This window comes from Klebsiella pasteurii (assembly GCF_018139045.1).
Taxonomy (GTDB): Bacteria; Pseudomonadota; Gammaproteobacteria; order Enterobacterales; family Enterobacteriaceae; genus Klebsiella; species Klebsiella grimontii.
Genome location: NZ_CP073236.1, coordinates 977,545 through 998,498, shown reverse-complemented (window position 1 = coordinate 998,498; position 20,954 = coordinate 977,545). Strand labels below are relative to the sequence as shown.

At 56.4% G+C, this 20,954-nt stretch carries 18 protein-coding genes; 6 read left to right on the top strand and 12 right to left on the bottom strand.

The annotated features are described in order from the left end of the window. The first annotated feature begins 88 nt into the window (after window positions 1–88). Both KCG39_RS04740 and katG read left to right on the top strand, forming a co-directional pair. Complete coding sequence (locus KCG39_RS04740) at window positions 89–1,021, top strand: LysR family transcriptional regulator (protein ID WP_142446527.1); 933 nt, start codon at window positions 89–91, stop codon at window positions 1,019–1,021. A gap of 265 nt (window positions 1,022–1,286) precedes the next feature. After that, entirely contained in the window at window positions 1,287–3,470 is a 2,184-nt protein-coding gene (gene katG / locus KCG39_RS04735) for a catalase/peroxidase HPI (protein ID WP_211811558.1), read from the top strand. Window positions 3,471–3,520: 50 nt separating this feature from the next. Here the strand turns inward: katG and mgtU are convergent, their stop codons facing one another. The 5 genes from mgtU to KCG39_RS04715 form a co-directional block, all read right to left on the bottom strand. Then, window positions 3,521–3,607: a magnesium transporter protection protein MgtU gene (gene mgtU / locus KCG39_RS27900; RefSeq protein ID WP_251009858.1), complete on the bottom strand. Its 87-nt coding sequence runs from the start codon at window positions 3,605–3,607 to the stop codon at window positions 3,521–3,523. Window positions 3,608–3,620: 13 nt separating this feature from the next. Next, window positions 3,621–3,713, bottom strand: a complete 93-nt coding sequence (gene mgtR / locus KCG39_RS04730) for a protein MgtR (RefSeq protein WP_004101989.1) — start codon at window positions 3,711–3,713, stop codon at window positions 3,621–3,623. A gap of 18 nt (window positions 3,714–3,731) precedes the next feature. After that, window positions 3,732–6,464 (bottom strand): magnesium-translocating P-type ATPase, encoded by a 2,733-nt coding sequence (mgtA, locus tag KCG39_RS04725; RefSeq protein WP_142445727.1) that lies wholly within the window; start codon window positions 6,462–6,464, stop codon window positions 3,732–3,734. A 155-nt stretch (window positions 6,465–6,619) separates the two neighbouring features. Continuing rightward, window positions 6,620–7,315, bottom strand: coding sequence for an MgtC family protein (locus tag KCG39_RS04720; protein WP_049112851.1), 696 nt, complete (start codon window positions 7,313–7,315; stop codon window positions 6,620–6,622). A 415-nt stretch (window positions 7,316–7,730) separates the two neighbouring features. Further along, the gene (locus tag KCG39_RS04715) at window positions 7,731–8,276 is read right to left on the bottom strand and encodes an anti-virulence regulator CigR family protein (protein WP_004120550.1); all 546 of its coding nucleotides are present in this window, start codon (window positions 8,274–8,276) and stop codon (window positions 7,731–7,733) included. Window positions 8,277–8,565: 289 nt separating this feature from the next. Between KCG39_RS04715 and KCG39_RS04710 the strand changes: the two genes are divergently transcribed. Continuing rightward, window positions 8,566–9,975, top strand: coding sequence for an MFS transporter (locus KCG39_RS04710; protein WP_049112853.1), 1,410 nt, complete (start codon window positions 8,566–8,568; stop codon window positions 9,973–9,975). A gap of 17 nt (window positions 9,976–9,992) precedes the next feature. On the opposite strand, the gene KCG39_RS04705 is transcribed toward KCG39_RS04710, so the two are convergent. Beyond that, entirely contained in the window at window positions 9,993–11,156 is a 1,164-nt protein-coding gene (locus KCG39_RS04705) for an MFS transporter (protein WP_142468252.1), read from the bottom strand. 104 nt (window positions 11,157–11,260) lie between these two features. Between KCG39_RS04705 and KCG39_RS04700 the strand changes: the two genes are divergently transcribed. Further along, window positions 11,261–12,166 (top strand): LysR family transcriptional regulator, encoded by a 906-nt coding sequence (locus KCG39_RS04700; RefSeq protein ID WP_112165109.1) that lies wholly within the window; start codon window positions 11,261–11,263, stop codon window positions 12,164–12,166. On the opposite strand, the gene KCG39_RS04695 is transcribed toward KCG39_RS04700, so the two are convergent. Then, entirely contained in the window at window positions 12,135–13,040 is a 906-nt protein-coding gene (locus KCG39_RS04695; protein ID WP_004120559.1) for a LysR family transcriptional regulator, read from the bottom strand. The two genes, KCG39_RS04700 and KCG39_RS04695, sit on opposite strands and share 32 nt — an antisense overlap. Window positions 13,041–13,196: 156 nt before the next feature. On the opposite strand from KCG39_RS04695, the gene KCG39_RS04690 reads away from it, so the two are divergent. Both KCG39_RS04690 and KCG39_RS04685 read left to right on the top strand, forming a co-directional pair. Further along, window positions 13,197–14,009 (top strand): helix-turn-helix transcriptional regulator, encoded by an 813-nt coding sequence (locus KCG39_RS04690; RefSeq protein ID WP_142468251.1) that lies wholly within the window; start codon window positions 13,197–13,199, stop codon window positions 14,007–14,009. Between the two features lie 85 nt (window positions 14,010–14,094). After that, window positions 14,095–14,712, top strand: coding sequence for a LysE family translocator (locus KCG39_RS04685; RefSeq protein ID WP_004120564.1), 618 nt, complete (start codon window positions 14,095–14,097; stop codon window positions 14,710–14,712). A gap of 44 nt (window positions 14,713–14,756) precedes the next feature. On the opposite strand, the gene KCG39_RS04680 is transcribed toward KCG39_RS04685, so the two are convergent. The 5 genes from KCG39_RS04680 to KCG39_RS04660 all read right to left on the bottom strand — a co-directional run bounded on the left by KCG39_RS04680 (window position 14,757) and on the right by KCG39_RS04660 (window position 20,889). Next, on the bottom strand, window positions 14,757–17,057 hold the full coding sequence (locus KCG39_RS04680; RefSeq protein ID WP_112165117.1) for an FdhF/YdeP family oxidoreductase: 2,301 nt from the start codon (window positions 17,055–17,057) through the stop codon (window positions 14,757–14,759). Between the two features lie 188 nt (window positions 17,058–17,245). Beyond that, entirely contained in the window at window positions 17,246–18,163 is a 918-nt protein-coding gene (locus KCG39_RS04675; RefSeq protein WP_049113368.1) for a bestrophin family protein, read from the bottom strand. Window positions 18,164–18,366: 203 nt separating this feature from the next. Continuing rightward, on the bottom strand, window positions 18,367–19,275 hold the full coding sequence (locus tag KCG39_RS04670; RefSeq protein WP_112165119.1) for a cation diffusion facilitator family transporter: 909 nt from the start codon (window positions 19,273–19,275) through the stop codon (window positions 18,367–18,369). A gap of 197 nt (window positions 19,276–19,472) precedes the next feature. After that, a complete protein-coding gene (locus KCG39_RS04665) occupies window positions 19,473–20,342 on the bottom strand; it encodes an oxygenase MpaB family protein (protein WP_004120576.1) in 870 nt (289 codons plus the stop codon). A 115-nt stretch (window positions 20,343–20,457) separates the two neighbouring features. Then, complete coding sequence (locus KCG39_RS04660) at window positions 20,458–20,889, bottom strand: OsmC family protein (RefSeq protein ID WP_004120579.1); 432 nt, start codon at window positions 20,887–20,889, stop codon at window positions 20,458–20,460. Window positions 20,890–20,954: the final 65 nt, after the last annotated feature.

The window sequence follows — 20,954 nt, the reverse complement described above, 5'->3', positions numbered from 1 at the left end:
GATTATTAATGGGGTGGCAGAGCATAAAGCAGCGGAGTGATGTGAAAAACGATACAATCAAGGAAACACTTTTGCGGATATTGCATTAATGAGCGATGCGGGTAATGTGAACTTTCGGGCGCTGCAGCTGTTTATCGCCGTTTACGACAGCCAGAGCTTTTCCGTCGTGGCGCGACGGGAAGGCGTTTCTCCCTCAATGGTATCGCGCACCATTCACCAGCTTGAGGACGCGCTCGGTCAGCAGCTGTTTTATCGTAATACCCGGGCCGTGGTGCCTACCGAAGCAGGACGCCTGTTTGCCGCTCATGCCAGAGGTATCAGCGAACAGTTCAGCGCCGCGCGACGCGATTTGCAGGACCGGAACCTTGAGCCAGGCGGGCTGGTGCGCATCAACGCCCCGGTCTATTTTGGCCAGCGCCATATCGCGCCCTGGCTGCCGGGGCTGACGGCGCGCTATCCGCAGATGCAGATTGAGCTGGCGCTGACCGATGATTTCATCGATCCGCACCGCGATGCGACCGACGTGATTTTTCGCATCGGTAGCCTGCCGGATTCCAGCGTTCACGCCAGGGTACTGGGTATGCAGCATCATTATCTGGTCGCCGCTCCGGCGTATCTGCGACGCCGCGGCATCCCGGAGACGCCGGAAGATCTTCGCCAGCACAGCACGCTGGTCTACAGCGGCTCAAACGGGCCCAACCGCTGGCTGTTCCGCCTTGCGCAAGGGGAATGGGTGCACTATCCGCAAACGCCGCAGCTCACTTCAAATAACGCTGATGCGCTGCTGACCGCTGCGCTGGGGGGCATGGGAGTGGTGCTCTTTCCCGACTGGATGGTTAATAAAGCGACAGGAGAAGGAAGGCTAATTCAACTGATGCCCCGCTACACCGCGGCAATCGGCAATACCCCCTCGCCGGTTTCGGCGATTTACCCTCACGCCAGGCATCCGTCACTTAACGTACGGGCGGTAATTGACTATTTTATCGACGTTTTTGGTACACCTTTATACTGGCAGCGCTAAGCTTGTTTACGCACTAAAATTGTCATAACGCAAATAATGGGATCTTCGCTGGCGGAGATGATGCCTTAACGATTCCTTTACGCTGATGTTACGACTATGGTGGTAAGGTCATTGTTGAAAACCAGCCATTCAACAATGATATATATTCGGTTTTTACAAAGGCATTGAACGGAAATAACTATTAAATCCGTAGACTCATTCAAATATCGCTTATTGGTAGCAGTGTATATCGTAATGGCATTCACAAAAGCAAACGGAGCCTGATATGAGCACGTCAAACGATCCTTCGAATACCCCGTCGGCAGGAAAATGTCCCTTTCACGCCGAAACACCGACGCCCACGCAGAGCGCGGGCGGTGGCACCGGCAACCGCGACTGGTGGCCTAATCAACTACGTGTGGATCTGCTGAATCAGCACTCCAATCGTTCAAACCCGCTGGGCGAAAACTTTAACTACCGCGAAGAGTTTAAGAAGCTCGACTACTCGGCCCTGAAAGCCGATCTGCGCGCCCTGCTCACCGATTCTCAGGAGTGGTGGCCGGCGGACTGGGGCAGCTATATCGGGCTGTTTATTCGTATGGCATGGCACGGCGCCGGTACCTATCGTACCGTTGACGGGCGCGGCGGCGCAGGCCGCGGGCAGCAGCGTTTCGCCCCGCTCAACTCCTGGCCGGATAACGTCAGCCTCGACAAAGCCCGTCGCCTGCTGTGGCCGGTTAAGCAGAAATACGGCCAGAAAATCTCCTGGGCCGATCTCTATATGCTGGCGGGCAACGTGGCGCTGGAAAACGCCGGTTTCCGCACCTTTGGCTTCGGGGCCGGTCGTGAAGACGTATGGGAACCGGATCTGGACGTTGACTGGGGTAATGAAACCGAATGGCTGGCCCATCGTCATCCGGAAAGCCTGAATCAGCAGGCGATCGGCGCCACCGAAATGGGGCTGATTTACGTCAACCCTGAAGGTCCTAATGCCAGCGGCGACCCGCTCTCCGCGGCCTCCGCAATTCGCGCGACCTTCGGCAATATGGCGATGAATGATGAAGAGATCGTCGCGCTGATCGCCGGCGGCCATACGCTGGGCAAAACCCACGGCTCCGCGGTGACCAGCCACGTTGGCGCAGAGCCGGAAGCGGCGCCGATCGAAACGCAGGGCCTCGGCTGGGCGAACAGCTACGGCAGCGGCGCGGGCGCCGACGCGATCACCTCCGGTCTGGAAGTGGTCTGGACGCAAACGCCAACCCAATGGAGCAACTACTTCTTCGAAAACCTGTACAAATACGAGTGGGTACAGACCCGCAGCCCGGCAGGCGCGATTCAGTTCGAAGCGAAAGACGCCCCTGAAATCATTCCTGACCCGTTTAATCCGGAGAAAAAACGCAAGCCCACCATGCTGGTCACCGACCTGACGCTGCGCTTTGACCCGGAATTCGACAAGATTTCCCGCCGTTTCCTGAACGACCCGCAGGCCTTTAACGAAGCTTTCGCCCGCGCATGGTTTAAACTGATCCACCGCGATATGGGGCCGAAGTCCCGCTACATGGGTCCGGAAGTGCCGAAAGAAGATCTGATCTGGCAAGACCCGCTACCGGCGGCGATCCACGCCCCGACCGCAGAGGATATCGCGACGCTGAAAACCGCCATTGCCGACGCCGGCCTTTCGGTCAGCGAGCTGGTTTCCGTAGCCTGGGCATCGGCATCCACCTTCCGCGGTGGTGATAAACGCGGCGGCGCCAACGGCGCGCGTCTGGCGCTCGAGCCGCAGAAATCGTGGCCGGTCAACGCCATCGCCTCCCGCGTGCTGCCAACCCTGCAGGCGATTCAGCAGGCATCAGGTAAAGCGTCTCTGGCTGATATCATCGTCCTCGCCGGCGTGGTGGGCATTGAGCAGGCTGCCGCGGCGGCAGGCGTTCAGGTCAGCGTCCCCTTCGCTCCTGGCCGCGTCGATGCGCGTCAGGATCAGACCGATGTCGAAGCGATGGATCTGCTGCAGCCGCTGGCCGATGGTTTCCGCAACTATCGTCGCGTCGGCGGCGGCATCTCCACCGAAACGCTGCTGATTGATAAAGCGCAGCAGTTAACGCTGACGGCGCCAGAAATGACGGTCCTGGTAGGCGGTCTGCGCGTGCTGGGCGCTAACTTTGACGGCAGCCGGCACGGCGTATTTACCGACCGCGTGGGCGTGCTGAGCAATGATTTCTTCGCTAACCTGCTCGATATGGGTACCGTCTGGAAAGCTGCTGACGAGCACGCTGAGCTGTTTATTGGCCGCGATCGTAAGAGCGGCGAAGAGAAATACACAGCGACCCGCGTTGATCTGGTGTTTGGCTCCAACTCCGTCCTGCGCGCCCTGGCAGAAGTGTATGCCTGCAGCGATGCGCGGCAGAAGTTTGTCAGCGACTTTGTCGCCGCATGGACCAAAGTGATGAACCTCGACCGCTTCGATCTGTAATCTTTTCCCCGGCAGAAATGCTAAACCCGGGCCAATGGCCCGGGTTTCTTCTATCTAATCCAGATTGTCAGCAGAATAATGATGGCCGCAATAATCGCCACCTGAATAAAGACTTTATCCAGCGATCCTCTACGCATCGCGCCCCCTTATTCAGAACAGGATTTGCCAGATAGCTAACAGCAGCACCAGCAGACCCATCAGGAAAAATATCAGCGCGATGATAGTGTCCGGAGAACGATTCATCTCTGCGCCTCCTTATTATCAGAACCACTGACCGAAACGTTTGATATAGAAACGTTTCATGCCCTGCGCGACCACGCAGTAGCTGAGCAGCGTCGCGACCAGCCATGGGAAGTAGCTCAGCGGCAGCGGCTCCAGCCCGACCATCGCTCCCAGCGGGGAGAACGGAATGTAGATGCCCATCGCCATAATCACTGCGGTGGTGAGCAGTACCGGCAGCGTCGCGCTGCTCTGGATAAACGGAATTTTCTGCGTTCTCAGCATATGTACGACCAGCGTTTGCGACAGCAGCCCTTCAATAAACCAGCCGGACTGAAACAGCGCCTGGGCTTCGACGTTGTTCGCCGCGAACACGTACCACATCAGCGCGAAGGTGGTGATATCAAAAATGGACGACGTCGGGCCAATCCACAGCATAAAGCGGCCGATGTTTTTTGCATCCCACTTGCGCGGCTTGCGCAGGAATTCCTTATCCATCTTGTCCCAGGGCAGCGAGAGCTGGGAGAGATCGTACATCAGGTTCTGGATCAGCAGATGAATCGCCAGCATCGGCAAGAACGGAATAAACGCGCTGGCCACCAGTACTGAGAAGACATTACCGAAGTTAGAGCTGGCGGTCATATTCAGGTACTTAATGATATTGCCGAAGGTCTCACGTCCTTTGATCACCCCTTCTTCCAGCACCATCAAATCCTTTTCCAGCAGGATAATATCGGATGCCTCTTTGGCGATATCCGCCGCGCTGTCGACCGAAATACCGACGTCCGCGTCGCGCAGCGCTGGCGCATCGTTGATGCCATCGCCGAGGAAGCCGACGGTGTGGCCGTTTTTCTGCAGCGTTTTCAGGATCCGCGACTTCTGCAACGGCGTCAGTTTGGCGAACACCGCGCGCGTTTCCACTTCGCGCTCCAGTTCGTTATCCGTCATCGTCTCAATCTGCGGCCCGGTCAGGATACCGTGGGCATCGATACCTACTTCCAGGCAAATCCGCGCCGTGACGACCGGGTTATCGCCGGTCAACACTTTGACCGCCACGCCGTTGTCGCGTAGCGCGGTAATCGCTTTTCCCGCGCTCTCTTTCGGCGGGTCGAGGAAGGTCAGCATTCCTTCTACCGTCAGCCCCTGCTCATCGTTGGCGCACAGCGGGGCTGTCAGGGCGGAATCATCCAGCTTGCGGGTCGCAACCAGCAGCACGCGGAAGCCCTGGGCGTTGTAGTCCTGCGTTTTGGCTAACAGCAGATCGCGGCGGGTTTCATCCAGCGCAACCACGCGGTCGCCTTCGCGCAGATGCGTGGCCACCATCAGCATCTCTTCGACCGCGCCTTTGCAGATCAGGCTTTTATCACCGTGGCGAACATCTTCCACCGACACCGACACCCGACGGCGGACAAAATCAAACGGCAGTTCATCAAGCTTCACGAAGCGCTCTTTGGTCGCCGGCGCAATCCGCCCCTCACCAAAGCGCAGCACCGCCCGATCCATCAGGTTGCGCGCCCCGCTCTGGCTGCTGCTGTTGAGCCACGCCAGCGTCAGCACCCGGTCGCTCTCGCTGCCGCTGACGTCAAGATGATGCTCAAGAATGATATTGTCCTGAGTCAACGTGCCGGTTTTATCGGTGCACAGCACGTCCATGGCGCCGAAGTTCTGAATCGCGTTCAGCCGCTTGACGATCACTTTACGCCGCGACATGGCGATAGCGCCTTTCGCCAGGTTGGAGCTGACGATCATCGGCAGCATCTCCGGCGTCAGGCCCACGGCGACCGCGAGAGCAAACAGCGATGCCTCAACCCAGTCGCCTTTGCTGAAGCCGTTAATCAGCAGAACAATCGGCACCATCACCAGCATAAAGCGGATCAGCAGCCAGCTGACGCTGTTTACCCCGCGATCGAACGCCGTCTGGGTGCGCGTACCGACAATAGACTTCGCCAGCGAACCAAACCAGGTGCGGTTTCCGGTGGCCACCACCACCGCCTGCGCCCTGCCGCTGGTCACGTTGGTGCCCATCAGACAGATATTGCCCATCTCCAGCAGGCTTTTATCTTTATTCGGCTCGGGAAGCCTGTCGCACCCTTTGCCGGACACGCTGGCCAGAACATCATACTTTTCAACCGGCAGCGATTCACCGCTGAGTATCGACTGGCTGACGAACAGGTCCCGGGACTCCAGCAGACGAACATCTGCCGGAACCAGATCCCCCGCCGCCAGGAAAATGATGTCACCGGGCACCAGTTCCTCAATGGCAATCTCCTCCTGCACCGGCCCCATGTTACCAGGACCGCGACGCAGCACCGTCGCCGTGGTGCGGACCATCGATTTCAGCGCCTGTGCCGCTTTGTTGGTACGAAACTCCTGCCAGAAACGCAATAACCCGCTCAGGCTAACCATCGTGACGATAATAATGATCCCGGTCAGATCGGTCTCTTCGCCGTTACGCAGCGGTAGCCAGTAATCGGTCACGAAGCTGACGGCGGCCAGCGCCATCAGGACATAGATAAACGGGTTATTGAATGCCTGCAAAAGCTGGATTAGCGCTGGCGGCGCCTGCTCGTGCGCCACTTCATTGCGGCCATATTCATCCAGTCGTTCAAGGGCATCTTCGGTGGTGAGACCCTGACGGCTGCTGTTGAGCCGCGCCAGCGTATGATCCGGGCTGTTAAATGCCTCGGTTTCAATGGCGAAGCTTTTTTTATGCTGCTTATCATTTTCTGACGCAGACCGGTTTATTTTCCGGTTTTCTATTTTCATGTCAGTCATGATTAATCCTCAAATTTAAGACGTCGTTATCCCTGCATAATTAACTTATGCATAATTCATTTTTACGTTATTAAACGCTTATTACTTTATATGCCTGGGAATATCCATCATTCCCTCCTTAGACAAATCATTGCCACAGTAGAATATCAGGGAGGCTAACTCCCTTCGACGCACCAGCGCACTGACGTAATGTTTTCGTCACCGCCAATTCTTGCCATAATAAGATCTCGTACTTTGCGGTGGTCGGTATTACCGACCAGTTCGATACGAATTTCTTTATGTCCTTGTTCTTTTGCTGCTATCGACACCAGCCCCTGCAAGCTGAGCGTCATCTCTTTACTGATATTAAGCAATAGCTGACGAATCGCGTTTTCGTGTTCGCTATGACAAATAATATTCAGGACGTAGCATTTCTCTTCTTCTGTCGCACCGGGGATCTGATTAATTCTCTGCGCCGCTTCGCGCAGTAGAATATTAGCGCAGAGGATGATCAGCGTTGCCGCCGCCGCTTGCCAGAACTGGCCTAAGCCACACAGCACGCCAATTGCCGCAGAGCACCACAGCGTCGCCGCGGTATTCAGGCCGCGCACGTTCATGCCTTCCCGCATGATGACGCCGGCGCCGAGAAAACCAATTCCGGAAACCACCTGCGCGGCAATACGCCCCGGGCTATCCGGCGATGTGGAGATAGAGCTCAGAATAAAAACCGCCGCGCCGGTGGCGACCAGCGCATTAGTGCGCAGGCCAGCCATTCGCTGCCGCCACTGTCTTTCGGCGCCAATCAGCGCGCCCAACAGCATTGCCGCGAGTAAATTTGCGATATAAGGAAACATCAACATAGCTTCCTCCATTTTTGCTGGAAGAATTAACTACGTGCTTTATTAAGCACACGACAAATTGTCGCCAGATAGGCGATTAGCGTCGCGTTGACGGTGGAGGGAATAATGTATTTTTAAACATGAACATGACGATTATCCTCGCAGCCATGCTGCGTTATTCTTTATGGGATGCAATCGTCTGAATGATGAGGAGATTGCTGCCCGCCGGTTGGCAAGCAGCGCAGAAAAAATAGCGTCAGCTTGCCTTGATGTTTAAGTAAGGGTGACTGTCCAACATATTTCTCCTGTGTGAATTTGTGCTCATTATAGTCATTCAATTATTTGAGTAAAGTTAAAATCTCGCTTTAGTGACGATTTGTTTAGAATGACCTTAATGCGCCAGGCCTGCCCACCGGGATTAACCCCGGCGCGAACCGGGGTTAATTCACTAATCGAAGACGCCATTAATTATCGACGTCACGATCGCCGTACTCAGCGCGATCAGCACTAAATCCTGGCCCACCACGCGCCATTCATAGCCTGGATAGTAAGGCAGTTCGTTGAGCATTGATGCCGGAACCGCTTTTTTCGCAATCCCCGGAGGTAAGGGTTTACCACGCGCCAGATTTTTGGCGATTCCCGGCGGCAGGGACTGATAGCCGGTTAAACCGTAGTTTACCGCCAGCGAACGTGCTCTGGAGAAGCTGATATCGGCGGAGACATGATCGGGTTTGCCGTAATTTTTTCTCTGCCCCGGATTTCCTTCTTTATGGCCCTGGTTGCCCTTATCAACGTTGTTTTTACCGCTATTGCCCTTGTTACCGCTATTGCCATGGTTACCGCTATTCCCACCACTGTTGCCATGGTTACCGCTATTTCCACCGCCGTTACCGCCGCCATTCCCGTTACCGGGATTAGCGAAGACCGGCGTAGCCATCATTGACAGCGAAAGCGCCGCCGCCAGCGCTGCTTGTAAAATTTTCTTGCTAGACATGATTATTTTCCTGAGTGGGAGTACTCGCTTTGAATGTAGGTGAATAACCGCGACGTAACAATCTCTCTTTATCTTAAATTTAACCCAAGTCAAAACCTTACGGCATAGTGGTGAATTCCTTCATCCCGTGGGCGGATGCAGCGCGAAAACCAGCATACTTTCTCATCAGAATCCCATTTCCGAGATTTTATTCTGCAAATATTCCCCCCTCGGTGCGAATAAAAATTTAAAACCATTAACAATCAAATAACATTAGCAGGCAAACATTTTATCTGAGGAAAATAATAATATGTCTACCACCCAGGTTCTGGGCGACGCCGCGTTCGCCTCCCCAGGACATCCCCACTCCAGCCTGACCGCTCGCATCGATGCGCTGCCCGCCTCCGTTGGCCTGTGGTCTTTTATCACCCTCCTGGCGCTGGGCGGCTTCTTCGAGCTGTACGATCTTTTTCAGACCGGCTATATCAGCACCGGGCTGCTGGCAGAGAATATTTTCCATACCGGTGAGCAGGGTATCTTCGGTATCTCCGACCAGGCCGCCTTCGCATCGTCCACTTTTATGGGGCTGTTTATTGGCGCCAGCCTGCTTGCGCCACTGGCGGATAAACTGGGCCGCCGCCTGACGTTTATGTTTGCCCTCGCCTGGTACGGCGTATTTTCGCTGATGATGGCCCTGCAAAGCAGCGCCGAAGGGGTTATCTTCTGCCGCTTTCTGGTCGGCGTCGGTCTCGGCATTGAGCTGGTGACCATCGACACCTATTTAAGCGAATGGGTGCCGACGCATCTGCGCAATAAAGCTTTCGCTTTCGCCTTCTTTATTCAGTTTTTATCGGTTCCTGCCGTGGCGCTGATGTCGTGGCTGCTGGTGCCGATTACCCTTTTCGGCCTGACCGGCTGGCGCTGGGTGATTATTTTCGGCGCGCTCTGCTCACTGGTCATCTGGGTTATCCGCAAGAAGCTGCCGGAGTCGGCGCGCTGGCTGGAGGAAAAAGGTCGTCACGAGGAAGCCCATAAGGTGATGTGCGAAATGGAACAGCGCTGCGGCGTTTCTCCCTCGCCGCGCCACCGGATTGAGAAGCAAGACAACCAGCGCAGGCTGGGAAGCTTTAAAGCGATCTGGGCGCCGCAGTACCGCAAACGCACGATCATGCTGATGGTGATGAACTTCTTCCAGGCCATTGGCTTCTTTGGCTTCGGCAACTGGCTGCCCGCCCTGCTTTCCGGTCAGGGGGCGAGCATCACCCACAGCCTGCTGTACGCGTTCTTTATTACCCTCGCCTATCCTATTGGCTGTCTGTTCTGCACCCGCTTCGTCCATCGTTTTGAAAATAAATGGCAAATTGTGCTTTCCGCGCTGATGACGGTGGTGTTTGGGACCCTGTTTGCCCTGCAGAACAGCCCGGTACTGCTGGTGATTTGCGGGTTTATGATCACCTGGTCAAACGCCTGGCTAACCATTAGCTATCACGCCTACCAGGCCGAAGTTTTCCCAACCCACATCCGCGCGCGGGCGGTCGGCTTCTGCTACTCCTTTAGCCGACTGTCGACGGCGATCACCAGCATTTTGATCGGCATTATTTTGCAATACGCCGGTACCCCGGGGGTGATTAGCTTTATCGTCGCCAGCATGCTGATGGTGATGCTGTCGGTGGGCATCTTTGGTCCGAAGACTCGCGGGATCAGCCTGGAGAATATTTGACGCTAGCCGCCGCCGGGTTAGCCGGCGGCGCGCGTGGCTAATCTTTTCTCCTGAATCCGTAGCAGCCACGGCAGCGGCAATGCGCTCAGGGCGCAGAGCAGCAATATTCCCTGCATTGCCCGCTCGCCGTTGCCGTCAACCGAGAGCACCCACGACGAAAGCAGAAAGGCCGCCGCCGTACTTAATGACATTAAGGTATTCTGTAAAAGCGTAAACCCGGCCCTGGCGCTATCCGCGGGAAAACGCATCGCCACAGCCGATGAGGCCACCAGACGACAGTAGGCGGCGGCCAGAAACAGCACCATAAACAGTGCGCCGCCGTGGTTGAAGGTAAAAGCGATGCTCAGGCTCAGTATAAACAGCAGACTGGCCAGCAGGCTGATGCGGTAGCCGCTGTAATGCTGGCATAGCTTGCCGGTGAGTTTAGTGGCGCCCAGCCCTGCCACTCCTCCGCCGAAAAAGAGCCACGGCAATTCGCCGCCGCTGGCCCCCATTTTCACCGTCAGTAACGGTACCAGCAGCGGAATGATTAACATCGGGCTGAACTGCGCAAGTGCGTTGCCGGAGGCGTAAAACAGCACCGATGACGACCAGCGCAAACCCGCCTGACGACTCGCCTCGATGGGTTGCTCCGGCAGCACGAGTTTTATCAGCGGTAACGTGATTAAGCAGAGTCCGCCGATCGTCGCGGGAGCTATCTGCCAGCCGATTTGTTCACTGAGAAATAGCATCATCGGCATGCCGACAATGCTGACCAGTGAGAATGCGGCAATCGTTGAGGCCAATGCCCGAGGGCGCAGCTGCGGCGGCATAATGTTGACCAGCAGACTGCTGGCCACGCCCATCGTGGTCCCGCCGACCAGGCCGGCAAGAAAACGCCAGAATAACAATACGTCAAAACGGGTGGTGGTCAGCGTCATCATCGTTAGTCCCCCCAACAGAGCCATGTTGCAGAGCAAAAAGCGCCGTGGTTTAACGTTACCGACCCATCGCCAGATGCTTACCCCGGCAACAACGGAAGCCAGCGTATAAACGCCGGTGACGTAACCCGCCTGGCTTACCGGCACCTGAAAAGTCGGCGCCATCCAGGTAAATAAGGGATTAAAAATCATATATTCGAGGGCGTTGATGAATTGAACAAAGGCCATGATCAACGTTATTCGTACCAGATATCCGGGCATGTAAGACTCCTGACAATGTAATGCGCAGAGTCTAGCTGCTGGTAAATCCGCGCATAAGACGGTAAAAGTGGCGTTGTTAATTATCAAAATCGGGATAATCGAGAGTGAAAAAAGTGGATCTCAACGCCCTGCGGGTGTTCGTCACCGTGGCGGAAACTGGCTCATTCAGCGCCGGAGCAAAAGCGCTGCAGATGCCCTCATCGAACGTAAGCCGACAGATTTCACAGCTTGAGGAGAGCCTTCAGCTACGCCTGATACAACGCAGTACCCGGCACATGAAGCTGACCCCTGCCGGTCAGACGCTGCTCGCCAGTATGCGGCCGGTGCTGGAGCAACTTGCCGCTACGGAAGCCGAGCTGACTCAGCAGCAGGCCGAACCCGAAGGGCCGCTGCGCCTGTGCCTGCCAAACGAGATTGGCCCTTCGCTGTTTGCGCCGCTAATGGCGCAATTTGCCCTGCGCTACCCAAAAATAACCGTGAGCTGTACCACCAATCTGGCGGGAACGGAGGTGTTAAAAGAGGATGTGGATATTGCGGTGATCATTACCCGCGGCAAAATGGAAGACGCCAGCGTTATTGCGCGTCCGCTCTTTTCGTTTCCCTGCTGCGTGGTCGCTTCTCCGCAGCTGATTGCCAGAACGGGAATGCCGACAAACAGCGAGCAATTAACCACGCTGCCCTGTATTACCACCGTTAGCGCTCTGGCGGGGCAAGCCTGGCAGTTCGCCGCGGCGGACGGTAGCTTCAAAAAGGTTAGCGTCAACGGCCACTATCGCGTCAACAGCGGCGAAATGGCCCTGCACGCCGCGCTTGCCGGCGTCGGCTTCGCGATTCTGGGGGAGAAACCCTGCCGCCCGTTTATTGAACGCGGTGAACTCCAGGAAGTCATACTGGAGCTGCCGCCGGCGCCGTTACAGCTCTCCGCCCTCTATCGGGAGCGCCACTTTATGCCCGCCAGAACGCGCGTCTGGCTTGAATTTATCCAGTCGCAGATGGTCGGCGTTCGCTAAAAATCACCTGCGCATCGGCGAAGCATTTTTCCGCCAGCGACGACACCGGCTCTTTGTTGCGCATGATCAGCGCCAGCATCGAGTCGACCTCCGTCTCCGCGATCGGCCTGATTTCCAGATTATCGCTTAGCGCTTCGAGGCCGTTGTTCAGCGGCATAATCGCGCAGCAGATCCCGGCCTGCACCGCCTGGATAATCTGAAACGTGGAGTCGCTTTCGAAAACGTATTTTGGCGCCAGCCCCTTGGCCTTAAAGCTCATCTCAATCGATTCGCGGTAGTACATGCCCTTGGTCAAAAAGCCCAGCGGCAGCGCGGCCAGCGTCTCCCAACCGGGGATGGCGTCAGCAAACTGGAAATGGCGCTTATCGTGCAGCAAACCCATCCGGGTGTTCGGCAGCCACACCACGTTGAACAGCTGGCTATCGACGTGATGCAGATAGCAGATCCCCAGATCCAGCTGGTTGCGGCTGACGCCGTCGATAATCTGTTCCGAGGTCATGGACAGCAGACTGAACTGCAGCTCCGGGTATTTATCCGCCAGCGGTTTGATCAGCTGCATCGGATTCAGGCTGGCTAAGGGCACCATTCCCACTCTGAGCTGGCCGACCATCTGCCCGCGGCAGATAGCCGCCTCCGCCTCCAGCCCGTCGTGCGCCGCCAGCAGCGCCCGCGCCCAGGCCAGAATACGCTCGCCCTCAGGGGTAAAACCTTCAAACCGCTGCCCGCGCTGAATCAGAGTCAGATTAAGTTCTTCTTCAAGATTGCGGATCCGCATTGATAGCGTAGGCTGGGTGATATGACAGGCTGCCGCGGCCTGGCCGAAATGTCGTGTTCTGTCGAGCGCAATCAGGTACTTAAGTTGTTTGATATCCATTAATGATCCACTGTTGCGCAATCTGCTGCCAGCGCAGCAGGCAAAATGTTAGCTAAATGTTATGTTCTACGTTGATGAAATTCAAGCGCCGGTCGACCGTTGCTCGTCCCGCGCGTCTGAGGCTACACTCATGCTATGCCCCGGCAGGAGAAACCGTTGAAAACTCGCCTTCATCACGTTCAGCAGCACCGGATAGCCATGCCGGGACTGGAAGCCATATCGTTAGTTACGGACCAGAGCTTTCCGCGCCATTCCCACGAACGGTTCGGCATCGGGATTTTCACTCAGGGCGCGCAGCGTTCCTGGAGCCATCTGGGCAAAGTTGAGGCCGCCGCCGGAAATATCATTATGGTTAATCCGGGCGAAATACACGATGGTATTCCGCTGGAGGGCCCACGCAGCTGGCGTATGGTCTATCTCGATCCTGAGCGCGTTGTCGACGAACTGCAGGGAGAGATGAAGGCAGAAGAGATCCTCCTGCGTCCGGTCGTCGACGACCCGCAGCTGCGCGGGCAAATGCAGCGGCTGTTTCACGAGATCGTCGCCAGCGCGCCCGACGATACCGCCGTGGAAGAGGCGCTGCTGCTCTGCCTGATGCAGGTGAGCCAATTTCATCTTTGCGCCAGGCGACCCGGCAAAATCGGCACTCCCGCCATTGCGCTGGCCAGGCAATATCTCGACGACGCCCCCGAAGAAAAAATCTCTCTCGACGCGCTGGCTACCCTCTGCGGTCTCAGCCGCTTTCAGCTGATCCGCGGCTTCGCTCGAGAAACCGGCATCACGCCGCACGCCTACCTGGTACAGGCACGCGTACGCCTGGCTCGCCGTCTGCTGGCGGAAGGCTACTCCCCCGCCGATACCGCATTGATGGCCGGTTTTGCCGATCAGAGCCACCTCACCCGCGCGTTTCAAAAACAGTTTGCCGTCACGCCAGGCAGCTATCAGGCGATCGTTCAGGCGAGCCGCTAGCTGACGTTGTGCAATTTTGTTCAATACCGGCACGCGGCTTTACGAAATACTCAGAGCCTCGATTCACCACATCAGGAATAACATCATGGCGCTCATCAGCCCTGAGTTTCTTTTGACTTCGTTTATTGTGGTTATCGCTCCCGGCACCGGGACGCTGTACACCATTGCCACCGGTCTGGCGGCGGGCAGACGAATGAGTTTTGCCGCAGCCTTCGGCTGCACGCTGGGTATTATTCCGCATATACTGGCGGCGATAACCGGGCTGGCGGCCATCCTCCACAGCACGCCTGGCGCATTCGAACTGGTGAAGTACGCCGGCGTCGCCTGGCTGCTGTACCTCGCCTGGGCTACGCTGACCCAGCGCGGCAGCTTGAGCGTGGAAGGCGTCGGGCAACGCAACCCCCGGCAGGTCATCAGCCACGCCATTCTGATCAATTTGCTTAACCCCAAACTGCCGCTCTTCTTTCTCGCCTTTCTGCCGCAGTTTATCCAGCCCGGATCGGCTTCGCCGATCCGGGAAATGCTGATCCTGAGCGCCATGTTTATGCTGATGACGCTGCTGGTTTTTATGTTCTATGGCGCCTTTGCGGCGGCAATGCGTGGATACGTGCTGACTCGCCCCAGGGTTTTACAAGGGCTGAGAGCCTGCTTTGCCGCCGGTTTTGTCGGGCTGGGGATAAAGCTGATTCTGGCGCAGAGGTAGCGATTTTGCCCACGACGCGACGATCGTCGCAGGCAAACAGCCCTTTAGCGAAGCCCCGCCAGCGCGCGGATCTCTTTCGAGCGCAGGGTTAAACGGACGGGCGCCGATTTATACGACGGCGTGCCGCTCTCTTTATCGAGATAATCCAGAGGGACCAGCACGTTCGCTTCGGGGTAATAGGCCGCAACGGTGCCCGGCGCGATGCTGTAGGCGACCAGCGTGATATCTTCCAACCGCTGATGGTGGCCCGGTAGCGCGGAGCTGATATCCACCCGATCGCCGTGCTCGAATCCCTGCTCCGCCATGTCCTGCTCGTTCATAAACAGCACGTCGCGACGGCCAAACACACCGCGGTAGCGATCGTCCATGGCATAAATGGTGGTGTTGTACTGATCGTGGCTGCGCAACGTCACCAGCCGCATCACATCGTTACCCTCCACCTGCAGATTTTCGCGCACGCCGTGGAAAACCGAGAACATCGCTTTTCCGGTCGGCGTCGGCCAGATACGCTCCGTCGGCGGCAGCGGCATACGAAAACCGCCGGGATGGCGAATACGTTGATTGTACTGGTCAAAGCCGGGAACGGTCTGTTCAATCAGATCGCGGATACGATCGTAGTCGGCAACCAACCACTGCCAGTCGATTTTGCTCTCCGGCAGCGTCGCCGTCGCCATTGCGGCGACAATCGCCGGTTCCGAGCGCAGTTCAGGCGAGCCGGGCTTCAGCTTGCCCGATGACGCGTGCACCATCGACATGGAATCTTCGACGGTGATCGACTGGCGTCCGGTCTCCTGAATATCGAGTTCGGTTCGCCCAAGGCACGGCAGGATAAAAGTCTCTTTTGCCACCAGAAGATGCGAGCGGTTAAGCTTAGTGCCAATATGGACGCTCAGATCCAGCCCCCGCATCGCCGGAAAAGCCCGTTCGCTATCCGGCATGGCCACCGCGAAGTTACCGCCAAGGCAGATCAGCGCTTTCGATTCACCGTCAATCATCGCCTGCAGCGCTTTTACCGCATCATGGCCGTGCTCCTGCGGCGGCGTAAAACCACACACCCGCTGTAGGTTGGCGAGAAACTGGGCGCTCGGTTTTTCGGTGATACCGACGGTACGGTTGCCCTGGACGTTGGAGTGGCCGCGCAGCGGGCAGATCCCGGCCCCCGGTTTGCCAATATTCCCGCGCATCAGCAGCAGGTCGGCTATCAGGCGTACGTTGGAAGTGCCCTTGTTATGCTGGGTGATGCCCATGCCGTAAGTGATAATCGTGGCGTTAGATTTAGCGTAAGCCGCCGCCACCCGTTCAAGATCGCCGCGCGTCAGGCCAGACTCGCGTTCGATATCCAGCCACGGCGTCGCGTCGACATCCCTCGCAAAGTCGGCAAAGCCCAGCGTGTGCTCATCGATAAAGGCCCGATCCAGCGCCTCGCCCTGCTCCTCCTCAAGCCTTAACAGCGCCTTCGCGATACCCTTAAGCGCCGCCGCGTCGCCGCCCGCTTTGACCTGGAAGTAGGTCGATGCAATGTTGGTTGAGCTGTAGGTCGCCATCTCAATGACGTTCTGCGGATCGGCGAATCGCTCCAGCGCCCGCTCTTTTAGCGGGTTGAAGACGATAATCGGCACGCCCCGGCGCGCCAGTTCGTGCAGCGTACCCATCATGCGCGGATGGTTGGTGCCGGGATTGTGGCCGATAGAGATAACCAGCTCGGTTTTGTCAAAGTCATCAAGCGAGACGGTCCCTTTACCGATGCCGATCGACTGCGGCAGGCCGACGCTGGTCGACTCGTGGCACATATTGGAGCAGTCGGGAAAGTTATTGGTACCGTATTCGCGGGCAAACAGCTGGAACAGCCATGCCACTTCATTAGAGGCGCGCCCTGAGGTGTAGAACTCCACTTCATTGGGCTGCAGGGTGCGAAGAACTTCGCCAATGCGGGTAAACGCCGCTTCCCATGACACCGGACGCAGGGTGTCGCTGGCCTTATCGTAAGCCAGAGGCTGGGTTAAACGCCCGTAGCCTTCCAGCTCGAAATCGCTCCGGGCCAGCAGCGACGTGACGCTATTCGACGCCAGAAACTCTTCGGTGACCCGCTTGCTGGTGGCCTCCCAGGTCACCGCTTTGGCGCCGTTTTCGCAGAACTGAAACGTGGATTTATGCTCCTTATCGGGCCAGGCGCAACCGGGGCAATCAAAGCCATCAGGCTGATTGGTTCGCAGTAGCGTCGCGGGGGCATCGAGCGCATCCATTTGCGTCCGAACGGCGATGGCGGTGGCTTTTAAGGCACCCCAGCCTCCCGCCGGGCCATCATAGGGATGGACGCCGGGAACGACGCGTCTTTTATTACTCATGTTCACTCCTGATGCGCTTTCGGCGGCGGATAGCAGGTGAAACGCCGCATGATTCTTATCACCCGCTACCAGCTAGCGTAACGGGCATTTTATTAACGAAAGCATAACAATCAAGGTCGAGACTGTATAATCAATGTTATCTATCACGCGTTAGATTTAACTTATTTAACGAATAATAAACATACAAATTAGGTCAGATTGTAGTAGCGATCCGGCTCAAGTTGCGCCGGCAAAGGATGCTGCCCGGTCATATCCAGCAGGTTGCGCTCAATGGTGTTGCACATTGCGTTCAGCGGCAAATCATTGGCCGCGGTACCAAACGGATCCTCCAGCTCTTCCGCCAGCGAATCCCATGACAGAAAGGTGTAGGAGATAAAGACCGACACGAACGGCGTCATATAGTGCAGATCGCCGACGAGGGCAAACGGCAGCAGCGTACAGAACAGGTAAACCGTACGCTGCAAAATAAGCGTGTAAGCAAAGGGTACCGGCGTGCTGGCGAGGCGCTCACAGCCGCCCAGCGCATGACCGAGCTCATCAAGCTTATTGTCCATCAGGCTGAAGGTCATATCGCTGAGTTTCCCCTCCGCGCGAAGACGCCCCAGCTCATTCCCCGCCAGCAGCAGAATACGGTTGGTGGGCATCGAGCTGGCGAGAATATCCGCCACGTCTGGCGGCGGCAGCAAACGTGCTAAATCGGCGCTCGGGTCCGTCTTGCGCAACTGATGCTTCAGGCTCCAGCTAAACGCGACCAGGTAGCTCACCAACCGCTGATGGGATACGCTTTCCATTGGCAGGATATTCTTCAACTGGCGCACCAGCGTTCTCTGCGCAATCAGGACCGTTCCCCACAGATTACGCGCTTCAACAAAGCGGTTGTATCCGGCGCTATTACGAAAGCCGAGAAAAATGGCAATGGCAATCCCCAGCAGGCTAAACGGCGCGACGGTAAGATGGATCCCCAATTGCTCGTACCATTGATAGCTGATGATGGCGATAATCGACATCAGCAGATTAAGCAACAGGCGAAAGACGATTTTTGACAGCACCGAACCGTGCCAGTCAAACAGACGAAGAAACCAGTGTTGTTCTGGCCGGATAATCATTGTATTACTTCCTGAAATTTCGTACGGACAATAGATATTTTCTATTAGCCGATTGGTTTTTTATATTGATTAAAAACACGACAATGCGTCAACCTGCTATTAATCAGCGATGAAAGAATAGCCACTGAATTATGGTCCTTTTTTATTATCCAGGCAATATTGTCTGCAGAATAATAAAGCCCTTTAGGTTGCTGAGGAATAAACTAGGTACTCATTGCGGCTATTTCCGCGCGACAAGGGTCGATATGAATCATCATATGCAAAACGTTATGGCTATTTAATACCCGCGAGCGCGCCGTCAGCGCAATATCGTGTCCTTGGGCAACCGATAAGTTTCCCGGTACCTCAATGTGCACATCGACCAAAATGAAATCTCCGGCACGGCGGGTTTTAAGGTCATGCAGCGCCGCAACGCCAGGCGTCGACAGAATGGTGGCGGTTATCTGCTGCTCGGTATCACGGTCCACTGAGCGATCCATTAAGTCATGCAGAGCGTCAGATGAAAAGGTATAGCCCATGCGGGTGACCAGCGCGCCAACGACCAGCGCGGCAACCGGGTCAAGCCACGGAAAGCCGGCCAGATTGCCGACGATGCCCACTGCGACCACCACCGACGACGCGGCGTCAGAGCGGGCGTGCCACGCGTTGGCGATCAGCATTGAAGACTGGATCCGCGTTGCCGCCCTTAGCATATAGCGGAATAAAACCTCCTTGGTGACCAGCGCGGCGATCGCAACCCACAGCGCGGTTATATGCACATTCTGGATAGACTCCGGATGCCACAGTTTGCCGCAGGCGGACCACAGCATCCCCGCGCCAACCAGCAACAGCAGCGCGCCAATCGCCAGGGAAGCGCCGTTTTCATATCTCCAGTGCCCGTAGGGGTGATCGTCATCCGAAGGCTGGCGGCTTTTTTTATTCGCCAGCAGCACGACAAAATCGGCGACTAAATCGGAAAGCGAATGGATTCCATCGGCTATGAGTCCTTGCGATCCGCAGAACACACCCGCCAGCACCTGAGCGCTGGATAAAAATAGATTGACCACCACGCTGACCATCGTCGTTTTGCGCGCAACCTGAGAACGCCGATCCTCGCCAGTCATCCCGCCCATATTCGCTTCTCCGTAAAAAAATAAATAACGTACGCGCTTTGGCTTAATTTTTCCTGAATAATTCGCCGTCGTTAAGAGAATATTTAATTATTTTTACGACTGCCAAATATATAAATGAGAATAGTTTGTTTTTAAAAAATATAGCCATGACAATAATAGCCATGGCTATATTTCCGGGTAAAACGCAGCCTGAGTAATTAAAATTGATTCATCCGACGCATAGCGCAGTGATAAGCGCCGTTGCGCACCGACGCGCGCAGTACGCGAGCGACGGCGTGCACCGTAATCCGCGCGCTGTGGCGCTGCGTTGCGCTCATCGGTAAATTGAGCATCTCCTGCGCCCACGGCGGCAGCAGATCAATCCCGGCGCACATCATCATTCGCCCAACCGGCTGGCTCAGGCGACCGGGCAGACGGGTCGACAGTAGTACGTCGGCCACTTCCTGCGTTCGCTCATCGCAGCGCAGCGCCGGGCGCATATCCTGCAGGTAGTCGGCAACCTGCCGTGGCGTCACCGGGATATCCCGAGCGCCAAGGCGGCGGGCAATTTCGGCGGCTTCCTGATAATACTGCTCCTGGCGGGCGGGGCTCACCACGGTACGTTTATAGCGCAGATGCGAAGCCATGAAGCTGCTGCATTCGGCGACGTGGACCCAGGTGAGCAGCGCCGGGTCACTGGCCTGATAGGGCGTGCCGTCTTTATCTTTGCCGCTGACCCGCAGGTGGATCCCCTGCACTTTTGCAATCAGCCGTTCGGCGTCGGCGGTGGTACCAAAGGTGGTGGCGGAAATAAACTGGCTGGTACGGCGCAGGCGGCCAAAGATATCTTCGCGAAAGTTTGAGTGATCCCAGACGCCCGCCAGCGCCAGAGGATGCAGCATCTGCAACAGCAGCGCGCTGACGCCGCCGCAGAGCATGGAGGTAAAATCGCCGTGAACCTGCCAGATGGCAGACTGCGGACCAAATAGCCCCGGTTCCCCTTTGGGATGCTCAAAATCGATCTCTTTAAGCGCTATCCCGGTTAAGCCCAGAACCTGAGCCTCAATGGTTTTACGTATGCCGATCATTACCCTACCTGCTCTTTTCCGTAGGCGGCAAAGATAGCATTAATTAACGCCAGGGGCATTTGCCAACAATGGCTTTTAAGGCAGGAGCGCCCGCCGATAGCGGGCGCCAGTGAGCTTATGGATTGAGCTGGTAGTCGAGGCTTATCTCCGCGTTCAGCACCTGCGACACCGGGCAACCGGCTTTGGCTTTTTGAATGATCCCGTCAAACGCATCGGCCTCGATGCCTGGCAGCACAATTTTACTCTGCAGCGCGATTTTGGTGATGGCAAAGCCGCCGCCGGATTTATCCAGCGTCACCACCGCCACGGTATCAATAGAGGTGGCGGTATAGCCCTCTTCGCTCAGCATCAGCGATAGCGCCATAGAGAAACAGGCGGCATGGGCGGCCCCGATCAGCTCTTCCGGGTTGGTACCCTTGACGCCTTCGAAACGGGTATTAAAACCATAAGGCTGCTGGTTCAGCGCGCCGCTCTCGGTCGAGACGGTTCCTTTACCGCTTTTCAGATCCCCTTCCCAATGCGCCTGACCTTTCTTATGGATTGCCATAATATCGCTCCTTTTTGACATTAAAGGGTTAAGTATAGAACCCCTTTACGCATTTGGGCGGCGCG

Bases quoted from the DNA above. Each gene is read 5' to 3' on its own strand.
- KCG39_RS04680 (WP_112165117.1), bottom strand. From the start codon at position 17,057: ATGAGTAATAAAAGACGCGTCGTTCCCGGCGTCCATCCCTATGATGGC.
- KCG39_RS04685 (WP_004120564.1), top strand. From the start codon at position 14,095: ATGGCGCTCATCAGCCCTGAGTTTCTTTTGACTTCGTTTATTGTGGTT.
- KCG39_RS04675 (WP_049113368.1), bottom strand. From the start codon at position 18,163: ATGATTATCCGGCCAGAACAACACTGGTTTCTTCGTCTGTTTGACTGG.
- KCG39_RS04710 (WP_049112853.1), top strand. From the start codon at position 8,566: ATGTCTACCACCCAGGTTCTGGGCGACGCCGCGTTCGCCTCCCCAGGA.
- KCG39_RS04665 (WP_004120576.1), bottom strand. From the start codon at position 20,342: ATGATCGGCATACGTAAAACCATTGAGGCTCAGGTTCTGGGCTTAACC.
- KCG39_RS04740 (WP_142446527.1), top strand. From the start codon at position 89: ATGAGCGATGCGGGTAATGTGAACTTTCGGGCGCTGCAGCTGTTTATC.
- mgtA (WP_142445727.1), bottom strand. From the start codon at position 6,464: ATGACTGACATGAAAATAGAAAACCGGAAAATAAACCGGTCTGCGTCA.
- mgtR (WP_004101989.1), bottom strand. From the start codon at position 3,713: ATGAATCGTTCTCCGGACACTATCATCGCGCTGATATTTTTCCTGATG.
- KCG39_RS04670 (WP_112165119.1), bottom strand. From the start codon at position 19,275: ATGGGCGGGATGACTGGCGAGGATCGGCGTTCTCAGGTTGCGCGCAAA.
- KCG39_RS04660 (WP_004120579.1), bottom strand. From the start codon at position 20,889: ATGGCAATCCATAAGAAAGGTCAGGCGCATTGGGAAGGGGATCTGAAA.
- mgtU (WP_251009858.1), bottom strand. From the start codon at position 3,607: ATGCGTAGAGGATCGCTGGATAAAGTCTTTATTCAGGTGGCGATTATT.
- KCG39_RS04695 (WP_004120559.1), bottom strand. From the start codon at position 13,040: ATGGATATCAAACAACTTAAGTACCTGATTGCGCTCGACAGAACACGA.
- KCG39_RS04705 (WP_142468252.1), bottom strand. From the start codon at position 11,156: ATGCCCGGATATCTGGTACGAATAACGTTGATCATGGCCTTTGTTCAA.
- KCG39_RS04720 (WP_049112851.1), bottom strand. From the start codon at position 7,315: ATGGAGGAAGCTATGTTGATGTTTCCTTATATCGCAAATTTACTCGCG.
- katG (WP_211811558.1), top strand. From the start codon at position 1,287: ATGAGCACGTCAAACGATCCTTCGAATACCCCGTCGGCAGGAAAATGT.
- KCG39_RS04715 (WP_004120550.1), bottom strand. From the start codon at position 8,276: ATGTCTAGCAAGAAAATTTTACAAGCAGCGCTGGCGGCGGCGCTTTCG.